This window comes from Escherichia sp. HH091_1A (assembly GCF_030295175.1).
Classification (GTDB): Bacteria; Pseudomonadota; Gammaproteobacteria; order Enterobacterales; family Enterobacteriaceae; genus Escherichia; species Escherichia coli_F.
Map to the genome: position 1 here is coordinate 1,367,220 of NZ_AP025747.1, position 23,070 is coordinate 1,390,289.

The window sequence follows — 23,070 nt, forward strand, 5'->3', positions numbered from 1 at the left end:
TGAGCGTACATGTATACGAAGATTATTGGTACTGGCAGCTATCTGCCCGAACAAGTGCGGACAAACGCCGATTTGGAAAAAATGGTGGATACCTCTGACGAGTGGATTGTCACTCGTACCGGTATCCGCGAACGCCACATTGCTGCACCAAACGAAACCGTTTCAACCATGGGCTTTGAAGCGGCGACACGCGCAATTGAGATGGCGGGCATTGAGAAAGACCAGATTGGCCTGATCGTTGTGGCAACGACTTCTGCTACACACGCTTTCCCGAGCGCAGCTTGTCAGATTCAAAGCATGTTGGGTATTAAAGGTTGCCCTGCATTTGACGTTGCAGCAGCTTGCGCAGGTTTCACCTACGCGTTAAGCGTAGCCGATCAATACGTGAAATCTGGGGCGGTGAAGTATGCTCTGGTCGTCGGTTCCGATGTACTGGCGCGCACCTGCGATCCTACAGATCGTGGGACTATTATTATTTTTGGCGATGGCGCGGGCGCTGCGGTGTTGGCTGCCTCTGAAGAGCCGGGAATCATCTCTACCCATCTGCACGCCGATGGTAGCTATGGTGAATTGCTGACGCTGCCTAATGCTGACCGTGTGAATCCAGAGAATTCAATTCATCTGACGATGGCGGGCAACGAAGTCTTCAAGGTTGCGGTAACGGAACTGGCGCACATCGTTGATGAGACGCTGGCGGCGAATAATCTTGACCGTTCTCAACTGGACTGGCTGGTGCCGCATCAGGCCAACCTGCGTATTATCAGTGCAACGGCGAAAAAACTCGGCATGTCGATGGACAATGTCGTGGTGACGCTGGATCGCCACGGTAATACCTCTGCGGCCTCTGTCCCGTGCGCGCTGGATGAAGCTGTACGTGATGGGCGTATTAAGCCGGGGCAGTTGGTTCTGCTTGAAGCCTTTGGCGGTGGATTCACCTGGGGTTCCGCGCTGGTTCGTTTCTAGGATAAGGATTAAAAGATGACGCAATTTGCATTTGTGTTCCCTGGACAGGGTTCTCAAACCGTTGGAATGCTGGCTGATATGGCGGCGAGCTATCCCATTGTCGAAGAAACGTTTGCTGAAGCTTCTGCGGCGCTGGGTTATGACCTGTGGGCGCTGACTCAGCAGGGGCCAGCCGAAGAACTTAATAAAACCTGGCAAACTCAGCCAGCGCTGTTGACTGCATCAGTTGCTCTGTACCGCATATGGCAGCAGCAGGGCGGTAAAGCACCAGCGATGATGGCCGGTCACAGCCTCGGGGAATACTCTGCGCTGGTTTGCGCTGGTGTGATTGATTTCGCTGATGCGGTGCGTCTGGTTGAGATGCGCGGCAAGTTCATGCAAGAAGCCGTACCGGAAGGAACGGGCGCTATGGCGGCAATCATCGGTCTGGATGATGCGTCTATTGCGAAAGCGTGTGAAGAAGCTGCAGAAGGTCAGGTGGTTTCTCCGGTAAACTTCAACTCTCCAGGCCAGGTGGTAATTGCGGGACATAAAGAAGCCGTTGAGCGTGCTGGAGCTGCCTGTAAAGCTACAGGCGCAAAACGCGCGCTGCCGTTGCCAGTGAGCGTACCGTCTCACTGTGCGCTGATGAAACCGGCAGCCGACAAACTGGCAGTAGAATTAGCGAAAATCACCTTTAACGCACCAACAGTTCCTGTTGTGAATAACGTTGATGTGAAATGCGAAACCAATGGTGATGCCATCCGTGACGCACTGGTACGTCAGTTGTATAACCCGGTTCAGTGGACGAAGTCTGTTGAATACATGGCAGCGCAAGGCGTAGAACATCTCTATGAAGTCGGCCCGGGCAAAGTGCTTACTGGCCTGACGAAACGCATTGTCGACACCCTGACCGCCTCGGCGCTGAACGAACCTTCAGCGATGGCAGCGGCGCTCGAGCTTTAAAAGAGGAAAATCATGAATTTTGAAGGAAAAATCGCACTGGTAACCGGTGCAAGCCGCGGAATTGGCCGCGCAATTGCTGAAACGCTCGCAGCCCGTGGCGCGAAAGTTATCGGCACTGCGACCAGTGAAAATGGCGCTCAGGCGATCAGTGATTATTTAGGTGCCAACGGCAAAGGTCTGATGTTGAATGTGACCGACCCGGCATCTATCGAATCTGTTCTGGAAAAAATTCGCGCAGAATTTGGTGAAGTGGATATCCTGGTCAATAATGCCGGTATCACTCGTGATAACCTGTTAATGCGAATGAAAGATGAAGAGTGGAACGATATTATCGAAACCAACCTTTCATCTGTTTTCCGTCTGTCAAAAGCGGTAATGCGCGCTATGATGAAAAAGCGTCATGGTCGCATTATCACTATCGGTTCTGTGGTTGGTACCATGGGAAATGGCGGTCAGGCCAACTACGCTGCGGCGAAAGCGGGCTTGATCGGCTTCAGTAAATCACTGGCGCGCGAAGTCGCGTCACGCGGTATTACTGTAAACGTTGTTGCTCCGGGCTTTATTGAAACGGACATGACACGTGCGCTGAGCGATGACCAGCGTGCGGGTATCCTGGCGCAGGTTCCTGCGGGTCGCCTCGGCGGTGCACAGGAAATCGCCAACGCGGTTGCATTCCTGGCATCCGACGAAGCAGCTTACATCACGGGTGAAACTTTGCATGTGAACGGCGGGATGTACATGGTCTGACCGCGATTTGCACAAAATGCTCATGTTGCGCGCAGTCTGCGTGGTTATGAGTAATAATTAGTGCAAAATGATTTGCGTTATTGGGGGGTAAGGCCTCAAAATAACGTAAAATCGTGGTAAGACCTGCCGGGATTTAGTTGCAAATTTTTCAACATTTTATACACTACGAAAACCATCGCGAAAGCGAGTTTTGATAGGAAATTTAAGAGTATGAGCACTATCGAAGAACGCGTTAAGAAAATTATCGGCGAACAGCTGGGCGTTAAGCAGGAAGAAGTTACCAACAATGCTTCTTTCGTTGAAGACCTGGGCGCGGATTCTCTTGACACCGTTGAGCTGGTAATGGCTCTGGAAGAAGAGTTTGATACTGAGATTCCGGACGAAGAAGCTGAGAAAATCACCACCGTTCAGGCTGCCATTGATTACATCAACGGCCACCAGGCGTAAGTGAACATCTCCAGGCGGTCGTTCGACCGCCTGAGTTTTATCTTTTTGTCCCACTAGAATCATTTTTTCCCTCCCTGGAGGACAAACGTGTCTAAGCGTCGTGTAGTTGTGACCGGACTGGGCATGTTGTCTCCTGTCGGCAATACCGTAGAGTCTACCTGGAAAGCTCTGCTTGCCGGTCAGAGTGGCATCAGCCTAATCGACCATTTCGATACTAGCGCCTATGCAACGAAATTTGCTGGCTTAGTAAAGGATTTTAACTGTGAGGACATTATCTCGCGCAAAGAACAGCGCAAGATGGATGCCTTCATTCAATATGGAATTGTCGCTGGCGTTCAGGCCATGCAGGATTCTGGCCTTGAAATAACGGAAGAGAACGCAACCCGTATTGGTGCCGCAATTGGCTCCGGGATTGGCGGCCTCGGACTGATTGAAGAAAACCACACATCTCTGATGAATGGTGGCCCACGTAAGATCAGCCCATTCTTCGTTCCGTCAACGATTGTGAACATGGTGGCAGGTCATCTGACTATCATGTATGGCCTGCGTGGCCCAAGCATCTCTATCGCGACCGCCTGTACTTCTGGCGTGCACAACATCGGTCATGCTGCGCGTATTATCGCGTATGGCGATGCTGACGTGATGGTTGCAGGTGGCGCAGAGAAAGCCAGTACGCCGCTGGGCGTTGGTGGTTTTGGCGCGGCACGTGCATTATCTACCCGCAATGATAACCCGCAAGCGGCGAGCCGCCCGTGGGATAAAGAGCGCGATGGTTTCGTACTGGGCGATGGTGCCGGTATGCTGGTACTGGAAGAGTACGAACACGCGAAAAAACGCGGGGCGAAAATTTACGCTGAACTCGTTGGCTTTGGTATGAGCAGCGATGCTTACCATATGACGTCACCGCCAGAAAACGGCGCAGGCGCAGCTCTGGCAATGGCAAATGCTCTGCGTGATGCAGGCATTGAAGCGAGTCAGATTGGCTACGTTAACGCGCACGGTACTTCTACACCGGCTGGCGATAAAGCTGAAGCGCAGGCTGTTAAAAGCATCTTCGGTGAAGCTGCCAGCCGTGTGTTGGTGAGCTCCACGAAATCTATGACCGGTCACCTGTTAGGTGCGGCGGGTGCAGTAGAGTCTATCTACTCCATCCTGGCACTGCGCGATCAGGCTGTTCCGCCAACCATCAACCTGGATAACCCGGATGAAGGTTGCGATCTGGATTTCGTACCGCACGAAGCGCGTCAGGTTAGCGGAATGGAATACACGCTGTGTAACTCCTTCGGCTTCGGTGGTACTAATGGTTCTTTGATCTTTAAAAAGATCTAAGTTGTCATTTCCCACCCTTATAAAAGGTCCGCTTGCGGGCCTTTTTTCTTAGCTTTTATTCCGACTTGTACCGTAGTGAACATGCTGCCACACTAACAATTCTCTGGTAAGGAGTTGGTATGTTCTTAATTAACGGTCATAAACAGGAATCGCTGGCAGTAAGCGATCGAGCAACGCAGTTTGGTGATGGTTGTTTTACCACCGCAAGAATTATCGACGGTAAAGTCAGTTTGTTATCGGCACATATCCAGCGACTACAGGATGCTTGTCAGCGGTTGATGATTTCCTGTGACTACTGGCCTCAGCTTGAACAAGAGATGAAAACGCTGGCAGCAGAACAGCAGAATGGTGTGCTGAAGGTCGTGATCAGTCGCGGTAGTGGCGGGCGAGGGTACAGCACATTGAACAGCGGACCGGCAACGCGGATTCTCTCCGTTACGGCTTATCCTGCACATTACGATCGTTTGCGTAACGAGGGGATGATGTTGGCGCTAAGCCCGGTGCGGCTGGGGCGCAATCCTCATCTTGCAGGTATTAAACATCTTAATCGGCTTGAACAAGTATTGATTCGCTCTCATCTTGAGCAGACAAATGCCGATGAGGCGTTGGTCCTTGACAGCGAAGGGTGGGTTACGGAATGCTGTGCGGCTAATTTGTTCTGGCGGAAGGGCAATGTAGTTTATACGCCGCGACTGGAGCAGGCAGGTGTTAACGGCATTATGCGACAATTCTGTATCCGTTTACTGGCACAATCCTCTTATCAGCTTGTCGAAGTGCAAGCCACTCTGGAAGAGGCGTTGCAGGCAGATGAGATGGTTATTTGTAATGCGTTAATGCCAGTGATGCCCGTACGTGCCTGTGGCGATGTCTCCTTTTCGTCAGCAACGTTATATGAATATTTAGCCCCACTTTGTGAGCGCCCGAATTAGTCATGAAAAAAGTGTTATTGATTATCTTGTTATTGCTGGTGGTACTAGGTATCGCCGCTGGTGTGGGCGTCTGGAAGGTTCGCCATCTTGCCGACAGCAAATTGCTTATCAAAGAAGAGACGATATTTACCCTGAAGCCAGGGACCGGACGTCTGGCGCTCGGTGAACAGCTTTACGCCGATAAGATCATCAATCGCCCACGGGTTTTTCAATGGCTGCTGCGTATCGAACCGGATCTTTCTCACTTTAAAGCCGGGACTTACCGCTTTACACCGCAGATGACCGTACGTGAGATGCTGAAATTGCTGGAAAGCGGTAAAGAAGCACAGTTCCCTCTGCGACTGGTAGAAGGGATGCGTTTGAGCGATTACCTCAAGCAATTGCGTGAGGCCCCGTATATCAAGCACACGCTGAGCGACGATAAGTACGCCACCGTAGCGCAGGCACTTGAACTGGAAAACCCGGAGTGGATTGAAGGTTGGTTCTGGCCAGACACCTGGATGTATACCGCTAATACCACAGATGTCGCGTTACTCAAGCGTGCACACAAGAAAATGGTGAAAGCGGTCGATAGCGCCTGGGAAGGGCGTGCGGACGGTCTGCCCTATAAAGATAAAAACCAGCTGGTGACGATGGCATCAATTATCGAAAAAGAAACCGCCGTTGCCAGCGAACGCGATCAGGTTGCCTCGGTATTTATCAACCGATTACGCATTGGTATGCGCCTGCAGACCGACCCGACGGTGATTTACGGGATGGGAGAGCGTTATAATGGCAAACTTTCTCGTGCAGACCTGGAAACGCCAACAGCGTATAACACCTATACCATTACCGGTTTGCCGCCAGGTGCGATAGCGACGCCGGGGGCGGATTCGCTGAAGGCTGCTGCGCATCCGGCAAAAACGCCGTATCTCTATTTTGTGGCCGATGGTAAAGGTGGTCACACGTTTAATACCAATCTTGCCAGTCATAACAAGTCTGTGCAGGATTATCTGAAAGTGCTTAAGGAAAAAAATGCGCAGTAAGTATATCGTCATTGAGGGGCTGGAAGGCGCAGGCAAAACTACCGCGCGTAAAGTAGTGGTTGAGACGCTTGAGCAACTGGGTATCCGCGACATGGTTTTCACTCGGGAACCTGGCGGTACGCAACTTGCCGAAAAGTTAAGAAGCCTGGTGCTGGATATCAAATCGGTAGGCGATGAAGTCATTACCGATAAAGCCGAAGTTCTGATGTTTTATGCCGCGCGAGTTCAGCTGGTAGAAACGGTCATCAAACCTGCGCTGGCTAACGGCACTTGGGTTATTGGCGACCGCCACGATCTCTCTACTCAAGCGTATCAGGGGGGCGGACGTGGTATTGACCAACATATGCTGGCAACATTGCGTGATGCTGTTCTCGGGGATTTTCGCCCCGACTTAACGCTCTATCTCGATGTTACTCCGGAAGTTGGCTTAAAACGCGCGCGTGCGCGCGGCGAGCTGGATCGTATTGAGCAAGAGTCTTTCGATTTCTTTAATCGCACCCGCGCCCGCTATCTGGAACTGGCAGCACAAGATAAAAGCATTCATACCATTGATGCCACCCAGCCGCTGGAGTCCGTGATGGATGCAATCCGCACTACCGTGACCAATTGGGTGAAGGAGTTGGACGCATGAGATGGTATCCATGGTTACGACCTGATTTCGAAAAACTGGTAGCCAGCTATCAGGCCGGAAGAGGTCACCATGCGCTACTCATTCAGGCGTTACCGGGTATGGGTGAGGATGCTTTAATCTACGCCCTGAGCCGTTATTTACTCTGCCAACAACCGCAGGGCCACAAAAGTTGCGGTCACTGTCGTGGATGTCAGTTGATGCAGGCTGGCACGCATCCCGATTATTACACCCTGGCTCCCGAAAAAGGGAAAAATGCGCTGGGCATTGATGCGGTACGTGAAGTCACCGAAAAGTTAAATGAGCACGCACGCTTAGGTGGTGCGAAAGTGGTCTGGGTAACCGATGCTGCCTTACTGACTGACGCCGCGGCTAATGCATTGCTGAAAACGCTTGAAGAGCCGCCAGCAGAAACCTGGTTTTTCCTTGCTACCCGCGAGCCTGAACGTTTACTGGCAACATTACGTAGTCGTTGTCGGTTACATTACCTTGCGCCGCCGCCGGAACAGTACGCCGTGACCTGGCTTTCACGCGAAGTGACAATGTCACAGGATGCATTACTTGCCGCATTGCGCTTAAGCGCCGGTTCGCCTGGTGCGGCACTGGCGTTGTTTCAGGGAGATATCTGGCAGGCTCGTGAAACATTGTGTCAGGCGCTGGCATATAGCGTGCAATCGGGCGACTGGTATTCGCTGCTAGCGGCCCTTAATCATGAACAAGCTCCGGCGCGTTTACACTGGCTGGCAACGTTGCTGATGGATGCGCTAAAACGCCATCATGGCGCTGCGCAGGTTACCAATGTTGATGTGCCGGACCTGGTCGTCGAACTGGCAAACCATCTTTCTCCCTCGCGTCTGCAGGCTATACTGGGGGATGTTTGCCACATTCGTGAACAGTTAATGTCTGTCACAGGTATTAACCGCGAGCTTCTCATCACCGATCTTTTACTGCGTATTGAGCATTACCTGCAACCGGGCGTTGTGCTACCGGTTCCTCATCTTTAAGAGAGACATCATGTTTTTAGTCGACTCACACTGCCATCTCGATGGTCTGGATTATGAATCTTTGCATAAGGACGTGGATGACGTTCTGGCGAAAGCCGCCGCACGCGATGTGAAATTTTGTCTGGCAGTCGCCACAACATTACCGGGTTATTTACACATGCGGGATCTGGTAGGCGAACGTGACAACGTCGTATTTTCTTGTGGCGTGCATCCACTCAACCAGAATGATCCCTACGATGTAGAAGATTTACGCCGTCTGGCGGCAGAAGAGGGCGTTGTTGCGCTGGGTGAAACCGGGCTGGATTATTATTACACGCCGGAAACGAAAGTACGGCAGCAAGAGTCCTTCATCCATCATATCCAGATTGGTCGTGAACTGAACAAGCCGGTTATCGTCCACACCCGTGACGCCCGCGCCGATACGCTGGCAATTCTGCGCGAAGAAAAAGTGACGGATTGCGGTGGCGTACTACACTGTTTTACAGAGGACAGAGAAACGGCGGGTAAATTACTGGATCTCGGATTTTACATCTCCTTTTCCGGCATTGTGACCTTCCGTAATGCGGAGCAACTGCGCGATGCCGCGCGTTATGTCCCCCTCGATCGGTTACTGGTAGAAACTGACTCACCTTACCTTGCACCGGTTCCGCATCGAGGAAAAGAGAATCAACCTGCGATGGTTCGTGACGTTGCAGAATACATGGCTGTGTTGAAAGGTGTTGCCGTTGAAGAACTGGCGCAGGTAACCACCGATAACTTCGCCCGTCTGTTTCACATCGACACTTCCCGCCTTCAATCCATCCGTTGAATGAGTTTTTTTAAAGCTCGTAATTAATGGCTAAAACGAGTAAAGTTCACCGCCGAAAATTGGGCGGTGAATAACCACGTTTGAAATATTGTGACATATGTTTTGTCAAAATGTGCAACTTCTCTAATGATCTGAAGTTGAAACGTGATAGCCGTCAAACAAATCGGCACTGAATTATTTTACTCTGTGTAATAAATAAAGGGCGCTTAGATGCCCTGTACACGGCGAGGCTCTCCCCCCTTGCCACGCGTGAGAACGTAAAAAAGCACCCATACTCAGGAGCACTCTCAATTATGTTTAAGAATGCATTTGCTAACCTGCAAAAGGTCGGTAAATCGCTGATGCTGCCGGTATCCGTACTGCCTATCGCAGGTATTCTGCTGGGCGTCGGTTCCGCGAATTTCAGCTGGCTGCCCGCCGTTGTATCGCATGTTATGGCAGAAGCAGGCGGTTCCGTCTTTGCAAACATGCCACTGATTTTTGCGATCGGTGTCGCCCTCGGCTTTACCAATAACGATGGCGTATCCGCGCTGGCCGCAGTTGTTGCCTATGGCATCATGGTTAAAACCATGGCCGTGGTTGCGCCACTGGTACTGCATTTACCTGCTGAAGAAATCGCCGCTAAACACCTGGCGGATACTGGCGTACTCGGGGGGATCATCTCCGGTGCGATCGCAGCGTACATGTTTAACCGTTTCTACCGTATTAAGCTGCCTGAGTATCTTGGCTTCTTTGCCGGTAAACGCTTTGTGCCGATCATTTCAGGCCTGGCTGCCATATTTACTGGCGTTGTGCTGTCCTTCATTTGGCCGCCTATTGGTTCTGCAATCCAGACCTTCTCTCAGTGGGCTGCTTACCAGAACCCGGTAGTTGCGTTTGGCATTTACGGTTTCATCGAACGTTGCCTGGTACCGTTTGGTCTGCACCACATCTGGAACGTACCTTTCCAGATGCAGATTGGTGAATACACCAACGCTGCAGGTCAGGTTTTCCACGGCGACATTCCGCGTTATATGGCGGGTGACCCGACTGCGGGTAAACTGTCTGGCGGCTTCCTGTTCAAAATGTACGGTCTGCCAGCTGCCGCAATTGCTATCTGGCACTCTGCTAAACCGGAAAACCGCGCGAAAGTGGGCGGTATCATGATCTCCGCGGCGCTGACCTCGTTCCTGACCGGTATCACCGAGCCGATCGAGTTCTCCTTCATGTTCGTTGCGCCGATCCTGTACATCATCCACGCGATTCTGGCAGGCCTGGCATTCCCAATCTGTATTCTTCTGGGGATGCGTGACGGTACGTCGTTCTCGCACGGTCTGATCGACTTCATCGTTCTGTCTGGTAACAGCAGCAAACTGTGGCTGTTCCCGATCGTCGGTATCGGTTATGCAATTGTTTACTACACCATCTTCCGCGTGCTGATTAAAGCACTGGATCTGAAAACGCCGGGTCGTGAAGACGCGACTGATGATGCAAAAGCGACAGGTACCAGCGAAATGGCACCGGCTCTGGTTGCTGCGTTTGGTGGTAAAGAAAACATCACTAACCTCGACGCATGTATTACCCGTCTGCGCGTCAGCGTTGCTGATGTGTCTAAAGTGGATCAGGCTGGCCTGAAGAAACTGGGCGCAGCGGGCGTAGTGGTTGCTGGTTCTGGTGTTCAGGCGATTTTCGGTACTAAATCCGATAACCTGAAAACCGAGATGGATGAGTACATCCGTAACCACTAATCCGTAAGACGTTGGGGAGACTAAGGCAGCCAGATGGCTGCCTTTTTTACAGGTGTTATTCAGAATTGATACGTGCCGGTAATGCTGAAATTACGCGGTGCGCCGTAGACGATAGAACCTTCCACGTTGGTATCGTAGGTTTTGTCGAACAGGTTATTGACGTTCCCCTGTAACGAGAAGTTTTTCGTCACCTGGTAGCGGGTGAAGAGATCCACCAGCGCGTAGCTACCTTGCTCGGCGCGGAAGGTGCCATACGGTGTCACGGTGTCGGTATACACGCGATTTTGCCAGTTAACACCACCGCCGACCGTCAACTCTGGCATGACAGGCAACCGATAGCTGGTGAACATTTTAACCGTGGTGCGTGGCAGATTAGGATTAACGGCGTTTCCTTCGTTATCTTCTCCAATATAGCGCGTTGCGCCAAACGTCAGCTGCCAGTTGTCGGTAATTGCGCCGTTGAGTTCAAATTCCACACCTTTACTGACTGTCCCATCCACCGCTTTATAGGCGGTTTCGCCGTTGCTGCCGGGGATAGGTGTACCGGTGGACTGAGCTACATTATCCTGCTCAATACGGAAGATGGCTAACGTGGTGGTCAGACGGCTATTCATCCAGTCCGATTTCAGACCCAGCTCGTAGTTGTTACCGGTGATTGGAGCCAGATATTTGCCTGAACTGTCACGATCATTTTGCGGCTGGAAAATAGAGGTATAGCTGGCGTAGGTCGACCAGTTGTCATTAATGTCAAACACCAGACCAGCATAAGGCGTGGTGTGGTTTTTCTCCATGCTGTAAGTCAGCGTATCAACCCGCCAGTTGGTATAACGTGCGCCAAGGATCAGATGCAGCGGATCGGCAAGGGTGACACGAGTGGCAGCATATAACGATTTCATATGTGTGGTATCGTCCTGCGCCAGACTCTGTGGTGACCAGTCGGTTTGTGGGAAATTGCCATTAAAGTTGTAGAAACTGCCAATTTCATCCGGGAAGATGTTGGCCCATGAACTGAAGTAACGATTGTTTTGTTTGCTGTAACTGCCACCAAACATTAGATTGTGCTGACGACCAAACAATTCATAACTACCGTCAGCGAACAAATCCAGCGCATCAACTTTACGTTTGCCGCTGTTCCAACCGGTGCCGCCGACATAATCAAAGCCAGGTCCATAATTACTGTATGGCCCAATCAGCATACCATCCGCTTTGTTTACATAGGCATCGACATACATCATTTTGCTGTCAAATTCGACTTCGGAGTGAGTGGCATTCAGTGTCGCTTGCCAGGTATCAGCAAACCGCTGCTTCAGGGTCATAAAGACCTTGTTGATCTCTTTATCGTTGTACGCCCAGTCAGGTGCGGTACTGCGTGCGCGATCGTAACTGTTGCTGCTGCCATCAGTATTCCAGCGCGGTAAACCGCCCCACGTTGGGCTATTAACATCAATGCGCTGATATTCGTAACCGGCTGAAAGCGTCGTAAGATCGCCTAAATCAGCATCAACAATGCCGGAGAAGAAGGTCTTTTCACTGTTGTAGCGGTCCAGCCATGAGTCGTTATTCTGGTAGCCGCCGACAATTCGCGCGCGGATTTTACCATCTTCGGTGAGTGGACTTTGTAAATCCGCCACATACCGTTCTTTGTTCCAGCTACCGTATTCTGCCGAGACATCGCCTTTAAATTCACGACTGGTCGCGTGTTTTCGAACCATATTAATTGCCGCAGATGGATTACCCGTACCGGTCATGAGTCCTGTCGCGCCACGTACTACTTCTACGCGTTCAAACAGTGCCATATCAGAAAGTGCGTCGCCCAGATTCCAGCGCGATTCAAAATAGGTGGGTATACCATCAACCATATAGTTATCGATCTGGAATCCGCGGGAATAATAAAGAGCACGATCGGAATCCGCCTGACTTTTGCTGATCCCCAGCGTGTTTTCCATCACTTCGCCCAGCGTTTGTAACTGCTGATCTTCCATCCGCTGCTGGCTAACAATAGTGACCGACTGAGGAATATCACGTTGAGTCATCTGCATTTTGGTACCCGCAGAGGTAGACGTTACGCTGTAATCATTTTCGTCATCAACTGGAGTAGTGGCGGAACCCTCAACAATCACCGTTTCTTCAGTGGCTGGTGCAGCAAAAGCGGCGGAAGGTAAGAGTGCCAGTGCTATGCAACCGGCAAGTAGTGACGGTTTGGAGGTGGTTTGATGTTGATTATCCCTGTTAAATTGTGTTGAAAGCATTTGAAATCTCTTGGTTTATGTTGTCGTCAGGCTCATGCCGGAGGAGGATGATGAGCGGTTATATATAGTGTGCGAATAATTTTGCATGTAAATGCAAATGAGAAATATACGTATTCATATTTGGCGTGTAAACCAAACAGAGAATGTCTTTTCAGTGAATTCGCAGGCAGAAATGGGAATAATGGCGATATATACGGCAGCAAAACGATTTTTTGCTTAAGAAATCGTGAGTTAAGGTTGAAAGAGCAGGTTTAACTCGACCATACTCTATACTCGCAGTGTGGCGCGGCGTAGCATGGCGCAACGCATGGCTATTTGAAAAAGGAAAATGTCGTGGCAGAAGAAACTATATTCAGCAAAATTATTCGTCGTGAGATCCCCTCCGATATCGTCTACCAGGATGATCTGGTAACGGCGTTTCGCGATATTTCGCCGCAAGCGCCAACGCATATTCTGATCATTCCAAATATCCTTATTCCAACTGTGAACGACGTGTCTGCTGAGCATGAGCAGGCGCTGGGACGCATGATCACCGTAGCGGCAAAAATTGCTGAGCAAGAAGGTATTGCCGAAGATGGCTATCGTCTGATCATGAACACCAACCGCCACGGCGGACAAGAGGTTTACCACATCCATATGCACTTGTTGGGTGGCCGTCCGCTGGGACCAATGCTGGCGCATAAAGGTCTGTAACGATGAGAAAAGGATGCTTTGGGCTGGTGTCTCTGGCGTTGTTAGTGCTGGTGGGCTGTCGTTCACATCCGGAAATTCCGGTGAATGATGAGCAATCGCTGGTGATGGAGTCATCTTTATTGGCTGCGGGCATCAGTGCAGAAAAGCCCGTCCTTTCGACGTCTGATATTCAACCTTCAGCATCCTCAACGCTTTATAACGAAAGGCAAGAACCCGTTACCGTTCATTATCGTTTTTACTGGTATGACGCCAGAGGACTTGAGATGCATCCTCTGGAAACGCCACGCAGCGTTACCATTCCCGCACATTCGGCGGTAACGCTATACGGCAGCGCCAATTTTCTGGGGGCGCACAAAGTCAGACTTTATCTATATTTGTAAGGGGTGAATCTTGATGATAAAAATGAGTCGCTACGCTTTGATTGCCGCGCTGGCGATGTTTCTCGCCGGGTGTGTGGGGCAACGTGAACCTGCACCGGTAGAAGAAGTGAAACCAGCGCCGGAACAACCTGCCGAGCCACAACAGCCTGTGCCCACGGTGCCATCGGTGCCGACGATCCCGCAGCAGCCAGGGCCAATTGAGCATGAAGATCAAACCGCACCGCCTGCGCCGCATATTCGCCATTATGACTGGAATGGCGCAATGCAGCCGATGGTCAGTAAAATGCTTGGGGCTGACGGTGTGACTGCGGGTAGCGTCCTGCTGGTTGATAGTGTTAACAACCGTACTAACGGTTCGCTGAATGCCGCAGAAGCGACCGAAACGCTGCGAAATGCGCTGGCTAATAACGGTAAATTTACCCTGGTTTCCGCCCAGCAGCTGTCGATGGCGAAGCAACAGTTAGGTTTGTCGCCGCAGGACAGTTTAGGTACCCGTAGTAAAGCCATAGGCATTGCCCGCAATGTCGGCGCTCATTACGTGCTGTACTCCAGCGCCTCTGGCAACGTTAACGCTCCGACCCTACAAATGCAGCTGATGCTGGTGCAGACGGGCGAAATTATCTGGTCAGGTAAAGGTGCCGTTTCGCAGCAATAATCCCATCACGCGCGACGAATTGTTGTCGCGCTTTTTCCCGCAATTTCATCCCGTCACGACGTTTAATAGTGGGCTTAGTGGCGGGAGTTTTCTCATTGAACATCAGGGCCAGCGTTTTGTTGTGCGTCAGCCGCACGATCCTGATGCGCCGCGGTTCGCGTTCTTGCGCCAGTATCGGGCTTTATCACAACTACCCGCATGCATTGCACCGAAGCCGCATTTATATCTCCGTGACTGGATGGTGGTCGACTATCTGCCCGGCGAGGTAAAAACGTATTTGCCGGATACCAACGAACTGGCAGGCTTGCTGTATTATCTACATCAACAACCGCGTTTTGGCTGGCGAATAACTCTGTTGCCGTTACTGGAACTGTACTGGCAGCAAAGCGATCCGGCGCGGCGGACAGTGGGTTGGCTGCGAAGGTTAAAACGTCTGCGCAAAGCGCGGGAACCACAGCCTTTACGCTTAAGTCCATTGCATATGGATGTCCACGCCGGAAATTTAGTGCATAGCGCGTCAGGATTAAAACTTATCGACTGGGAGTATGCCGGAGATGGTGATATCGCGCTGGAACTGGCGGCGGTGTGGGTGGAAAATACTGACCAGCATCGGCGATTGGTTAATGACTATGCCGCGCGCGCGAAGATTAATCCGGCGCAATTATGGCATCAGGTCAGGCGATGGTTTCCCTGGCTGCTGATGCTCAAAGCTGGGTGGTTTGAGTACCGCTGGCGACAAACCGGCGATCAACAATTTATCAGGCTTGCCGATGACACCTGGCGGCAGCTATCAATAAAACAATAAGGAGAGCAGTGTGGGTCCAGTAATGTTGGATGTTGAAGGTTACGAACTGGACGCGGAAGAGCGTGAAATATTGGCGCATCCGCTGGTAGGAGGGCTGATTCTCTTTACGCGTAACTATCACGATCCTGCCCAGTTACGCGAACTGGTGCGCCAGATCCGTGCAGCTTCGCGCAATCATCTGGTGGTGGCGGTGGATCAGGAAGGTGGGCGTGTGCAGCGTTTTCGTGAAGGTTTTACCCGCTTGCCAGCGGCACAATCATTTGCTGCGCTGTTGGGAATGGAAGAAGGCGGAAAACTGGCGCAAGAGGCAGGTTGGTTGATGGCCAGCGAAATGATTGCTATGGATATTGATATCAGCTTTGCGCCAGTGCTGGACGTCGGGCATATCAGCGCGGCGATTGGTGAGCGTTCTTATCATGCCGATCCCGAAAAAGCCCTGGCAATCGCCAGCAGCTTTATTGATGGCATGCATGAAGCCGGAATGAAAACCACCGGTAAACACTTCCCAGGGCATGGTGCGGTAACGGCAGACTCACACAAAGAGACGCCGCGTGACCCTCGTCCACAAGCGGAAATTCGTGCCAAGGATATGTCGGTATTCAGCGCATTAATCCGTGAAAATAAACTCGACGCCATTATGCCTGCGCATGTGATCTACAGTGATGTCGATCCGCGTCCGGCGAGTGGTTCTCCCCACTGGCTGAAAACCGTTTTACGCCAGGAACTGGGTTTTGACGGCGTGATTTTCTCCGACGATTTATCGATGGAAGGTGCCGCGATTATGGGCAGTTATGCCGAACGCGGGCAGGCATCACTGGATGCGGGTTGCGATATGATCCTGGTCTGCAATAATCGTAAAGGGGCCGTCAGCGTGTTAGATAATCTGTCACCGATCAAGGCAGAACGTGTTACACGTTTGTATCATAAAGGTTCATTTTCGCGACAGGAACTGATGGACTCGGCTCGCTGGAAAGAGATCAGCGCCCGTCTGAATCAGTTACATGAACGCTGGCAGGAAGAGAAAGCAGGTCACTAACCCTGGCTTATGTGAGGAAGCGATGATTATCTATTTACACGGTTTTGACTCTAACAGTCCGGGTAACCACGAGAAAGTCTTACAATTGCAGTTTATTGACCCGGATGTACGCTTGATAAGCTACAGTACGCGGCATCCGAAACATGATATGCAGCATCTGCTCAAAGAAGTGGACAAAATGCTGCAACTAAACGTCGATGAGCGTCCGCTGATATGCGGCGTTGGTCTGGGCGGATACTGGGCGGAGCGAATTGGTTTTCTTTGCGATATCCGCCAGGTGATCTTCAATCCTAATTTGTTCCCTTATGAGAACATGGAAGGCAAGATTGATCGCCCGGAAGAGTATGCCGATATTGCCACTAAGTGTGTGACCAACTTCCGCGAGAAGAATCGCGATCGTTGTCTGGTGATTTTGTCGCGTAACGATGAAGCGCTTAACAGCCAGCGGACATCTGAAGAGTTGCATCATTATTACGAGATTGTCTGGGACGAAGAGCAGACGCACAAATTCAAGAATATCTCCCCGCATTTGCAGCGCATTAAAGCGTTCAAAACCCTCGGTTAAATGCCCTCGTCGCATCAGGTAACCTTGCTGATACCTGATGCGTTCCAGATTCTGTAAATTCTGTAGGTCGGATAAGGCGTTCACGCCGCATCCGACACTGGCAATGTGCCTGATGCGACGCCGTTCGCGTCTTATCAGGCCTTGTATTATCCCTCCTGTGCAGAGAAAATCGGCCAGTTTTCTCTGCCTGCAGTCCGCATGCCGTATCGGGCCTTAGGTTTTCAACCTGTTGCGTAGATTTATGCAGCGGACTGCCTTTCTCCCAAAGTGATAAACCGGACAGTATCATGGACCGGTTTTCCCGGTAATCCGTATTTGCAAGGTTGGTTTCACGATGGAACATGAACTTCATTATATCGGTATCGACACCGCTAAAGAGAAACTGGATGTCGATGTGTTGCGTCCTGATGGTCGTCATCGCACCAAAAAATTCGCTAACACCACTAAAGGGCACGATGAGCTGGTGAGCTGGCTGAAGGGTCACAAGATTGACCATGCGCATATCTGCATCGAAGCGACCGGCACCTATATGGAACCTGTCGCAGAGTGCCTTTACGATGCAGGCTACATAGTGTCAGTCATTAATCCTGCGTTGGGTAAAGCTTTCGCTCAGAGTGAAGGACTGCGTAACAAGACTGATACCGTGGATGCGCGCATGCTGGCAGAGTTCTGTCGTCAGAAGCGCCCTGCAGCCTGGGAAGCGCCTCACCCGCTTGAACGCGCGTTGCGTGCCCTGGTAGTACGCCACCAGGCGCTGACAGATATGCACACGCAGGAACTGAACCGCACTGAAACGGCGCGGGAAGTCCAGAGACCGAGCATTGATGCTCACCTTCTGTGGCTTGAAGCAGAGCTGAAGCGTCTTGAGAAGCAGATAAAAGACCTGACAGACGATGATCCGGATATGAAACACCGCAGGAAACTGCTGGAAAGTATCCCGGGTATCGGAGAGAAAACATCTGCGGTATTACTGGCTTATATCGGTCTGAAGGACCGCTTCGCCCATGCCAGACAGTTCGCCGCTTTTGCGGGTCTGACACCACGGCGTTATGAATCAGGCAGTAGTGTGAGAGGGGCAAGCCGGTTGAGTAAAGCCGGACATGTGTCGCTTCGCAGGGCGTTGTATATGCCTGCAATGGTAGCCACCAGTAAGACTGAGTGGGGACGGGCGTTCCGCGACCGTCTGGCGGCTAATGGCAAGAAAGGAAAGGTGATTCTCGGCGCGATGATGCGCAAGCTGGCACAGGTGGCGTATGGCGTGCTGAAGTCAGGGGTCCCGTTCGATGCGTCACGGCATAATCCGGTAGCTGCGTAAAAATCGCGGAAGGGATGAAAAAAACAGCGCCTGACGGCGCTGTGTCTGGCATGCCTGCAATCTGGGAAACCGGGGTAGAAAAAAACTTGCAGGCCATAACAGTATCTACCAAACGCCCTCCATATACGTCTCACCCTCCTGGGTTCGTTTAAATAATAAACAATAAGCTGTATTTTTTGATCTCATCCGGCAAATCAGCCTATCTTTTCAGCAACAAAACTTGATTAACATCAATTTTGGTATGACCAATGCACCATTCATGTTATTCTCAATAACGAAGAACATTTTCATTGCTGTAACCTGTTGTTAATTAAGAGCTATGCTAATAACCATTAGTTAACAATTGGTTAATAAATTTAAGGGGGTCACGTTGACTACGCCATTGAAAAAAATTGTGATTGTCGGCGGCGGTGCTGGTGGGCTGGAAATGGCGACACAGCTGGGACATAAGCTGGGACGCAAGAAAAAAGCCAAAATTACGCTGGTCGATCGTAACCACAGCCACTTGTGGAAACCGCTGCTGCACGAAGTGGCGACTGGCTCGCTTGATGAAGGCGTCGATGCGTTGAGCTATCTGGCCCATGCGCGCAATCATGGTTTCCAGTTCCAGCTGGGTTCCGTCATTGATATTGATCGTGAAGCGAAAACAATCACTATTGCAGAACTGCGCGACGAGAAAGGTGAACTGCTGGTTCCGGAACGTAAAATCGCCTATGACACCCTGGTAATGGCGTTGGGCAGCACCTCTAACGATTTCAATACGCCAGGAGTCAAAGAGAACTGCATTTTCCTCGATAACCCGCATCAGGCGCGTCGTTTCCACCAGGAGATGCTGAATCTGTTCCTGAAATACTCCGCCAACCTGGGCGCGAATGGTAAAGTGAACATTGCGATTGTCGGCGGCGGCGCGACGGGTGTAGAACTCTCCGCAGAATTGCACAACGCGGTCAAGCAACTGCACAGCTACGGTTATAAAGGTCTGACCAACGAAGCCCTGAACGTAACGCTGGTAGAAGCGGGCGAACGTATTTTGCCTGCGTTGCCGCCACGTATTTCTGCTGCGGCCCATAATGAGTTAACGAAACTTGGCGTTCGCGTGCTGACGCAAACCATGGTCACCAGTGCTGATGAAGGCGGCCTGCACACTAAAGATGGTGAATATATTGAGGCTGATCTGATGGTGTGGGCAGCCGGGATCAAAGCGCCAGACTTCCTGAAAGATATCGGTGGTCTTGAAACCAACCGTATCAACCAGCTGGTGGTGGAACCGACGCTGCAAACCACTCGCGATCCAGACATATACGCTATTGGCGACTGCGCGTCATGCCCGCGTCCGGAAGGGGGCTTTGTTCCGCCGCGTGCGCAGGCCGCACACCAGATGGCAACCTGCGCAATGAACAACATTCTGGCGCAGATGAACGGTAAGCCGCTGAAAAATTATCAGTATAAAGATCACGGTTCGCTGGTATCGTTGTCGAATTTCTCCACCGTTGGTAGCCTGATGGGTAACCTGACGCGCGGCTCAATGATGATTGAAGGACGAATTGCGCGCTTTGTATACATCTCGCTATACAGAATGCATCAGATTGCGCTGCATGGTTACTTTAAAACCGGATTAATGATGCTGGTGGGGAGTATTAACCGCGTTATCCGTCCACGTTTGAAGTTGCATTAATCGGCTTGTACTGGCGGATGCGGCGTAAACGCCTTATCCGCCCTGGACAAATGGTACGAGCGGTAGGCCTGATAAGACGCGTTAAGCGTCGCATCAGGCATTCCTTCAGACTCCTCCGAATCCCTAAGTATTTCCAGCCATTCCCGCGCTTTTCATCTTCTGTCTGATAGCTGCTTTTCTCCTTCACTTGCATGATTGGCATAACAGCAAAGAAGGAGGTGTTCCCGTGAATAAATCAATGTTGGCGGGTATGGGGATTGGTGTCGCAGCTGCGTTGGGCGTAGCGGCAGTGGCCAGTCTGAACGTGTTTGAACGTGGCCCGCAATACGCTCAGGTTGTTTCTGCAACCCCAATCAAGGAAACGGTTAAAACACCGCGTCAGGAGTGTCGCAACGTCACAGTGACCCATCGTCGACCGGTGCAGGATGAAAATCGCATTACCGGGTCGGTGCTCGGCGCTGTTGCTGGCGGCGTGATAGGGCATCAGTTTGGCGGTGGTCGCGGTAAAGATGTCGCCACTGTTGTGGGGGCGCTGGGAGGTGGCTATGCCGGTAACCAGATCCAGGGCTCTCTCCAGGAAAGCGATACTTACACGACTACGCAACAGCGTTGTAAAACGGTGTATGACAAGTCAGAAAAAATGCTCGGTTATGATGTGACCTATAAGATTGGCGATCAGCAGGGCAAAATCCGCATGGACCGCGATCCGGGTACGCAGATCCCGTTAGATGGCAAGGGGCAACTGATTTTGAATAACAAAGTATAACAAGGCTGTATTCTGCAATTTAGCCCCCCATTCGCTCAGGCTGAGGGGCTTTTTTTTGCGCCTTATTTCACCAGTTCGGGCCATAAACGCAAAGTCGTTCGGGCAATCTGCATCAGTTTTTCCAGCGATGCACCTTCGCGTGCGCTGATCGACATCCCCTGAATAATACAATTAAGGAATTCAGCCAGATGCGTCACATCACAGTGGGTCGGGATTTCCCCGCGCGCTTGTCGTTGACATAAAAACTGCTGCAAAGTGCGCTCTTGCATCGCATGGCGTGATTTCAGCGTATTGGCGATATCTCCGGAATCCGGGGAGAGGGTGGTGCAGTTGTTGATCATAAAGCAGCCAGCCGGGGTGTCTTTGCTGGTAAAGCAGTTGGCGATGGCAGCAAAATAGTCAGCCAGCGCAGACTCCACGCTTTTCTCTTCACAAAACAGCTGTGCTTCATGCTTAGCGGCAAAACGATCGATATAGCGGTCGAGTACGGCGCGGAATAACCCCTCTTTGTTGGTAAATTCCGCGTATAGCGTGGGCGCTTTGGCTCCGGTCGCTTCGACGAGGTCCGCAAGAGAAGTCGCTTCATAACCGTGCTGCCAGAACAATTTCATGGCCTTATCAAGCGCGGCATCCCTGTCGAACACTTTTGGGCGGCCACGGCTTTTTTTTACACATTGTGTTGAGTCAGTTGCCATGATGCCGTTGTACCTGGTGACTGTGAATGAAAGGTTATTATAAAAATAATCACCTCCGTTCACCAGTCCACAAACCATAAAAATAATTGCTTTCTATTTAACTGAAATTTAAAGATTTTTAAATTAATTAATGATTGTTATAAAAAATATCTTGTATGTGATCCAGATCACATCTATCATTTAGTTATCGATCGTTAAGTAATTGCTTGCGACGTCATTCATCTGCATAAGGCCACTATTATGAAAAACGTAAAAACCCTCATCGCTGCGGCGATTTTAAGCTCCATGTCATTTGCCAGCTTTGCGGCTGTCGAAGTTCAGTCAACGCCAGAAGGCCAACAAAAAGTCGGTACTATCAGTGCTAACGCGGGGACAAATCTGGGATCGCTGGGATCGCTGGAAGAGCAGCTGGCGCAAAAAGCGGATGAGATGGGCGCAAAATCTTTCCGTATTACTTCTGTAACCGGTCCGAATACCCTCCATGGAACAGCAGTAATTTATAAATAAGCATTAACCCTCATTAATGCCTGCTACTGCTGATTTTTTTCCCCGCGACATGCCGTGTCGCGGGGATTTTTTTATCCAGGATTTACAAAGTTTGTGGGCTCACTTGATGACGGCGGACATCCACCGGCATCCCGGAACGGACATCCATCACATGCTGCATCACTTCAGCGTCAGTTTGCGCTGCATCTTTAAACGCCTGCATTGAGCCGTTTAGCGTGATTGGCAACAGCTGTGGATCATCATCAATCTTCTCTGACAGCGGTTGATGTACTTCAACCAGACGCGCACCGTTTGGTTCGGCAGAGACTTTAATCGGGGTGTTGATGATATTCACTTTGGTACCTGGGGTGACCTGGCTAAAGAGTGTTTTGATATCGTCATCCCGCAGACGAATACAGCCAGAACTTACCCGCATGCCAATGCCGAAATCGGCGTTCGTACCGTGAAGCAAATAAACACCGCCATAGGCCGCCAGACGAATCGCATGATGGCCCATTGGGTTATCCGGTCCAGCCGGAACTACCGCAGGCAACTCAATTCCCTGTGCCTTATACCGCGCGCGAATGTTTGCCGTTGGCGTCCAGGTTGGGTTTGCACGCTTGTCAGAAACGGTGGTCACCATTGTCGGTGTCAGCGTGTCACCACCCAACTGACCAATGCCGATGGGATACACGGTTACCGAATTTTTACCCGGCGGGTAGTAATAGAGACGCAGTTCCGCAATATTGATCACAATGCCTTCGCGCGGCGCATCTGGAAGTAGGGTTTGCAACGGGATCGTTAACACGCTACCCGCGCGCGGCACGTAAGGATCAACGCCGGGGTTAGCCTGTAACAGAGCGAGAAAGCCGACATTATATTTTTTGGCGATGGCTTCCAGAGAACCACCGTCATTTTCCACCACATGAAATTTGTTTTCGCCAACCAGACGACTGCCCGCTGGCGGCAGCGGCCAGATGTTGGCTTTTACCGGTAGCGCCAGCGCCACGGCAGCGGCGAACGTAAAAAACGTTAGCCAGCGAGAAAAACGCGTTTTGATCATCACCAAAAATCCATAATAAATATAAGGTTATTGTAATAAAAAGATAAGTATGAATTATGGATGGTGACAGTGTCGGATAGTGCAGGGAAGTGCAAATAATTTGTAAATGTTGGATATGGGGGCGCAGAAACGCCC

Annotated in this window: 24 protein-coding genes; 21 read left to right on the forward strand and 3 right to left on the reverse strand. The window is 51.1% G+C overall.

The window, feature by feature from the left end; all coding sequences use genetic code 11:
* Positions 1-9: 9 nt before the first annotated feature.
* The 11 genes from fabH (at position 10) to ptsG (ending at position 10,552) form a co-directional block, all read left to right on the forward strand.
* Positions 10-963: a beta-ketoacyl-ACP synthase III gene (fabH, locus tag QUF14_RS06645; RefSeq protein WP_000288132.1), complete on the forward strand. Its 954-nt coding sequence runs from the start codon at positions 10-12 to the stop codon at positions 961-963.
* A 15-nt stretch (positions 964-978) separates the two neighbouring features.
* On the forward strand, positions 979-1,908 hold the full coding sequence (fabD, locus tag QUF14_RS06650; protein ID WP_000191359.1) for an ACP S-malonyltransferase: 930 nt from the start codon (positions 979-981) through the stop codon (positions 1,906-1,908).
* 12 nt (positions 1,909-1,920) lie between these two features.
* On the forward strand, positions 1,921-2,655 hold the full coding sequence (fabG, locus tag QUF14_RS06655; RefSeq protein ID WP_001008535.1) for a 3-oxoacyl-ACP reductase FabG: 735 nt from the start codon (positions 1,921-1,923) through the stop codon (positions 2,653-2,655).
* A gap of 210 nt (positions 2,656-2,865) precedes the next feature.
* Positions 2,866-3,102: an acyl carrier protein gene (acpP, locus tag QUF14_RS06660; protein WP_000103754.1), complete on the forward strand. Its 237-nt coding sequence runs from the start codon at positions 2,866-2,868 to the stop codon at positions 3,100-3,102.
* An 87-nt stretch (positions 3,103-3,189) separates the two neighbouring features.
* A complete protein-coding gene (gene fabF / locus QUF14_RS06665) occupies positions 3,190-4,431 on the forward strand; it encodes a beta-ketoacyl-ACP synthase II (protein ID WP_000044678.1) in 1,242 nt (413 codons plus the stop codon).
* 119 nt (positions 4,432-4,550) lie between these two features.
* A complete protein-coding gene (pabC, locus tag QUF14_RS06670; RefSeq protein WP_000478668.1) occupies positions 4,551-5,360 on the forward strand; it encodes an aminodeoxychorismate lyase in 810 nt (269 codons plus the stop codon).
* Between the two features lie 2 nt (positions 5,361-5,362).
* Positions 5,363-6,385, forward strand: a complete 1,023-nt coding sequence (gene yceG / locus QUF14_RS06675) for a cell division protein YceG (RefSeq protein ID WP_000756838.1) — start codon at positions 5,363-5,365, stop codon at positions 6,383-6,385.
* Positions 6,375-7,016: a dTMP kinase gene (gene tmk / locus QUF14_RS06680; protein ID WP_001256991.1), complete on the forward strand. Its 642-nt coding sequence runs from the start codon at positions 6,375-6,377 to the stop codon at positions 7,014-7,016. Before yceG ends, tmk begins: the two co-directional genes overlap by 11 nt.
* On the forward strand, positions 7,013-8,017 hold the full coding sequence (gene holB / locus QUF14_RS06685) for a DNA polymerase III subunit delta' (RefSeq protein WP_001267965.1): 1,005 nt from the start codon (positions 7,013-7,015) through the stop codon (positions 8,015-8,017). The genes tmk and holB overlap by 4 nt, the downstream gene beginning before the upstream one ends.
* 10 nt (positions 8,018-8,027) lie before the next feature.
* Entirely contained in the window at positions 8,028-8,825 is a 798-nt protein-coding gene (locus tag QUF14_RS06690; protein WP_000480247.1) for a metal-dependent hydrolase, read from the forward strand.
* A gap of 293 nt (positions 8,826-9,118) precedes the next feature.
* Entirely contained in the window at positions 9,119-10,552 is a 1,434-nt protein-coding gene (ptsG, locus tag QUF14_RS06695; RefSeq protein WP_000475696.1) for a PTS glucose transporter subunit IIBC, read from the forward strand.
* Between the two features lie 59 nt (positions 10,553-10,611).
* Here ptsG and fhuE read toward each other — a convergent pair whose 3' ends face one another.
* Positions 10,612-12,801 (reverse strand): ferric-rhodotorulic acid/ferric-coprogen receptor FhuE, encoded by a 2,190-nt coding sequence (gene fhuE / locus QUF14_RS06700; protein ID WP_000953428.1) that lies wholly within the window; start codon positions 12,799-12,801, stop codon positions 10,612-10,614.
* A gap of 333 nt (positions 12,802-13,134) precedes the next feature.
* Between fhuE and hinT the strand changes: the two genes are divergently transcribed.
* The 9 genes from hinT (at position 13,135) to QUF14_RS06745 (ending at position 20,691) form a co-directional block, all read left to right on the forward strand.
* Complete coding sequence (gene hinT / locus QUF14_RS06705; RefSeq protein WP_000807125.1) at positions 13,135-13,494, forward strand: purine nucleoside phosphoramidase; 360 nt, start codon at positions 13,135-13,137, stop codon at positions 13,492-13,494.
* A 2-nt stretch (positions 13,495-13,496) separates the two neighbouring features.
* Entirely contained in the window at positions 13,497-13,874 is a 378-nt protein-coding gene (locus tag QUF14_RS06710; RefSeq protein ID WP_001225293.1) for a YcfL family putative periplasmic lipoprotein, read from the forward strand.
* A 13-nt stretch (positions 13,875-13,887) separates the two neighbouring features.
* Positions 13,888-14,529: a penicillin-binding protein activator LpoB gene (gene lpoB / locus QUF14_RS06715; protein WP_000594311.1), complete on the forward strand. Its 642-nt coding sequence runs from the start codon at positions 13,888-13,890 to the stop codon at positions 14,527-14,529.
* The gene (gene thiK / locus QUF14_RS06720) at positions 14,510-15,334 is read left to right on the forward strand and encodes a thiamine kinase (protein WP_001116586.1); all 825 of its coding nucleotides are present in this window, start codon (positions 14,510-14,512) and stop codon (positions 15,332-15,334) included. Before lpoB ends, thiK begins: the two co-directional genes overlap by 20 nt.
* A 10-nt stretch (positions 15,335-15,344) precedes the next feature.
* The gene (gene nagZ / locus QUF14_RS06725; RefSeq protein WP_000529294.1) at positions 15,345-16,370 is read left to right on the forward strand and encodes a beta-N-acetylhexosaminidase; all 1,026 of its coding nucleotides are present in this window, start codon (positions 15,345-15,347) and stop codon (positions 16,368-16,370) included.
* A 22-nt stretch (positions 16,371-16,392) separates the two neighbouring features.
* Positions 16,393-16,935 (forward strand): alpha/beta hydrolase YcfP, encoded by a 543-nt coding sequence (gene ycfP, locus QUF14_RS06730; RefSeq protein WP_000587933.1) that lies wholly within the window; start codon positions 16,393-16,395, stop codon positions 16,933-16,935.
* Between the two features lie 334 nt (positions 16,936-17,269).
* Positions 17,270-18,250, forward strand: coding sequence for an IS110-like element IS621 family transposase (locus QUF14_RS06735; RefSeq protein WP_000399629.1), 981 nt, complete (start codon positions 17,270-17,272; stop codon positions 18,248-18,250).
* A gap of 370 nt (positions 18,251-18,620) precedes the next feature.
* Positions 18,621-19,925: an NADH-quinone dehydrogenase gene (gene ndh, locus QUF14_RS06740; protein WP_000211045.1), complete on the forward strand. Its 1,305-nt coding sequence runs from the start codon at positions 18,621-18,623 to the stop codon at positions 19,923-19,925.
* A gap of 226 nt (positions 19,926-20,151) precedes the next feature.
* Complete coding sequence (locus tag QUF14_RS06745; RefSeq protein WP_024212305.1) at positions 20,152-20,691, forward strand: glycine zipper 2TM domain-containing protein; 540 nt, start codon at positions 20,152-20,154, stop codon at positions 20,689-20,691.
* Between the two features lie 62 nt (positions 20,692-20,753).
* Here the strand turns inward: QUF14_RS06745 and comR are convergent, their stop codons facing one another.
* Positions 20,754-21,386 (reverse strand): TetR family copper-responsive transcriptional repressor ComR, encoded by a 633-nt coding sequence (gene comR / locus QUF14_RS06750; RefSeq protein WP_001356845.1) that lies wholly within the window; start codon positions 21,384-21,386, stop codon positions 20,754-20,756.
* 240 nt (positions 21,387-21,626) lie between these two features.
* Here comR and bhsA point away from each other — a divergent pair, with 240 nt between their 5' ends.
* Positions 21,627-21,893, forward strand: coding sequence for a multiple stress resistance protein BhsA (gene bhsA, locus QUF14_RS06755; RefSeq protein ID WP_100734028.1), 267 nt, complete (start codon positions 21,627-21,629; stop codon positions 21,891-21,893).
* A gap of 82 nt (positions 21,894-21,975) precedes the next feature.
* Here the strand turns inward: bhsA and ldtC are convergent, their stop codons facing one another.
* Positions 21,976-22,938 carry a L,D-transpeptidase LdtC gene (ldtC, locus tag QUF14_RS06760; protein ID WP_100734027.1) on the reverse strand — a complete coding sequence of 321 codons (963 nt, stop codon included), beginning with the start codon at positions 22,936-22,938 and terminating at the stop codon, positions 21,976-21,978.
* Positions 22,939-23,070: the final 132 nt, after the last annotated feature.

Bases quoted from the DNA above. Each gene is read 5' to 3' on its own strand.
- fabH (WP_000288132.1), top strand. From the start codon at position 10: ATGTATACGAAGATTATTGGTACTGGCAGCTATCTGCCCGAACAAGTG.
- fabD (WP_000191359.1), top strand. From the start codon at position 979: ATGACGCAATTTGCATTTGTGTTCCCTGGACAGGGTTCTCAAACCGTT.
- fabG (WP_001008535.1), top strand. From the start codon at position 1,921: ATGAATTTTGAAGGAAAAATCGCACTGGTAACCGGTGCAAGCCGCGGA.
- acpP (WP_000103754.1), top strand. From the start codon at position 2,866: ATGAGCACTATCGAAGAACGCGTTAAGAAAATTATCGGCGAACAGCTG.
- pabC (WP_000478668.1), top strand. From the start codon at position 4,551: ATGTTCTTAATTAACGGTCATAAACAGGAATCGCTGGCAGTAAGCGAT.
- yceG (WP_000756838.1), top strand. From the start codon at position 5,363: ATGAAAAAAGTGTTATTGATTATCTTGTTATTGCTGGTGGTACTAGGT.
- tmk (WP_001256991.1), top strand. From the start codon at position 6,375: ATGCGCAGTAAGTATATCGTCATTGAGGGGCTGGAAGGCGCAGGCAAA.
- holB (WP_001267965.1), top strand. From the start codon at position 7,013: ATGAGATGGTATCCATGGTTACGACCTGATTTCGAAAAACTGGTAGCC.
- QUF14_RS06690 (WP_000480247.1), top strand. From the start codon at position 8,028: ATGTTTTTAGTCGACTCACACTGCCATCTCGATGGTCTGGATTATGAA.
- ptsG (WP_000475696.1), top strand. From the start codon at position 9,119: ATGTTTAAGAATGCATTTGCTAACCTGCAAAAGGTCGGTAAATCGCTG.
- fhuE (WP_000953428.1), bottom strand. From the start codon at position 12,801: ATGCTTTCAACACAATTTAACAGGGATAATCAACATCAAACCACCTCC.
- QUF14_RS06710 (WP_001225293.1), top strand. From the start codon at position 13,497: ATGAGAAAAGGATGCTTTGGGCTGGTGTCTCTGGCGTTGTTAGTGCTG.
- lpoB (WP_000594311.1), top strand. From the start codon at position 13,888: ATGATAAAAATGAGTCGCTACGCTTTGATTGCCGCGCTGGCGATGTTT.
- ycfP (WP_000587933.1), top strand. From the start codon at position 16,393: ATGATTATCTATTTACACGGTTTTGACTCTAACAGTCCGGGTAACCAC.
- QUF14_RS06735 (WP_000399629.1), top strand. From the start codon at position 17,270: ATGGAACATGAACTTCATTATATCGGTATCGACACCGCTAAAGAGAAA.
- comR (WP_001356845.1), bottom strand. From the start codon at position 21,386: ATGGCAACTGACTCAACACAATGTGTAAAAAAAAGCCGTGGCCGCCCA.
- bhsA (WP_100734028.1), top strand. From the start codon at position 21,627: ATGAAAAACGTAAAAACCCTCATCGCTGCGGCGATTTTAAGCTCCATG.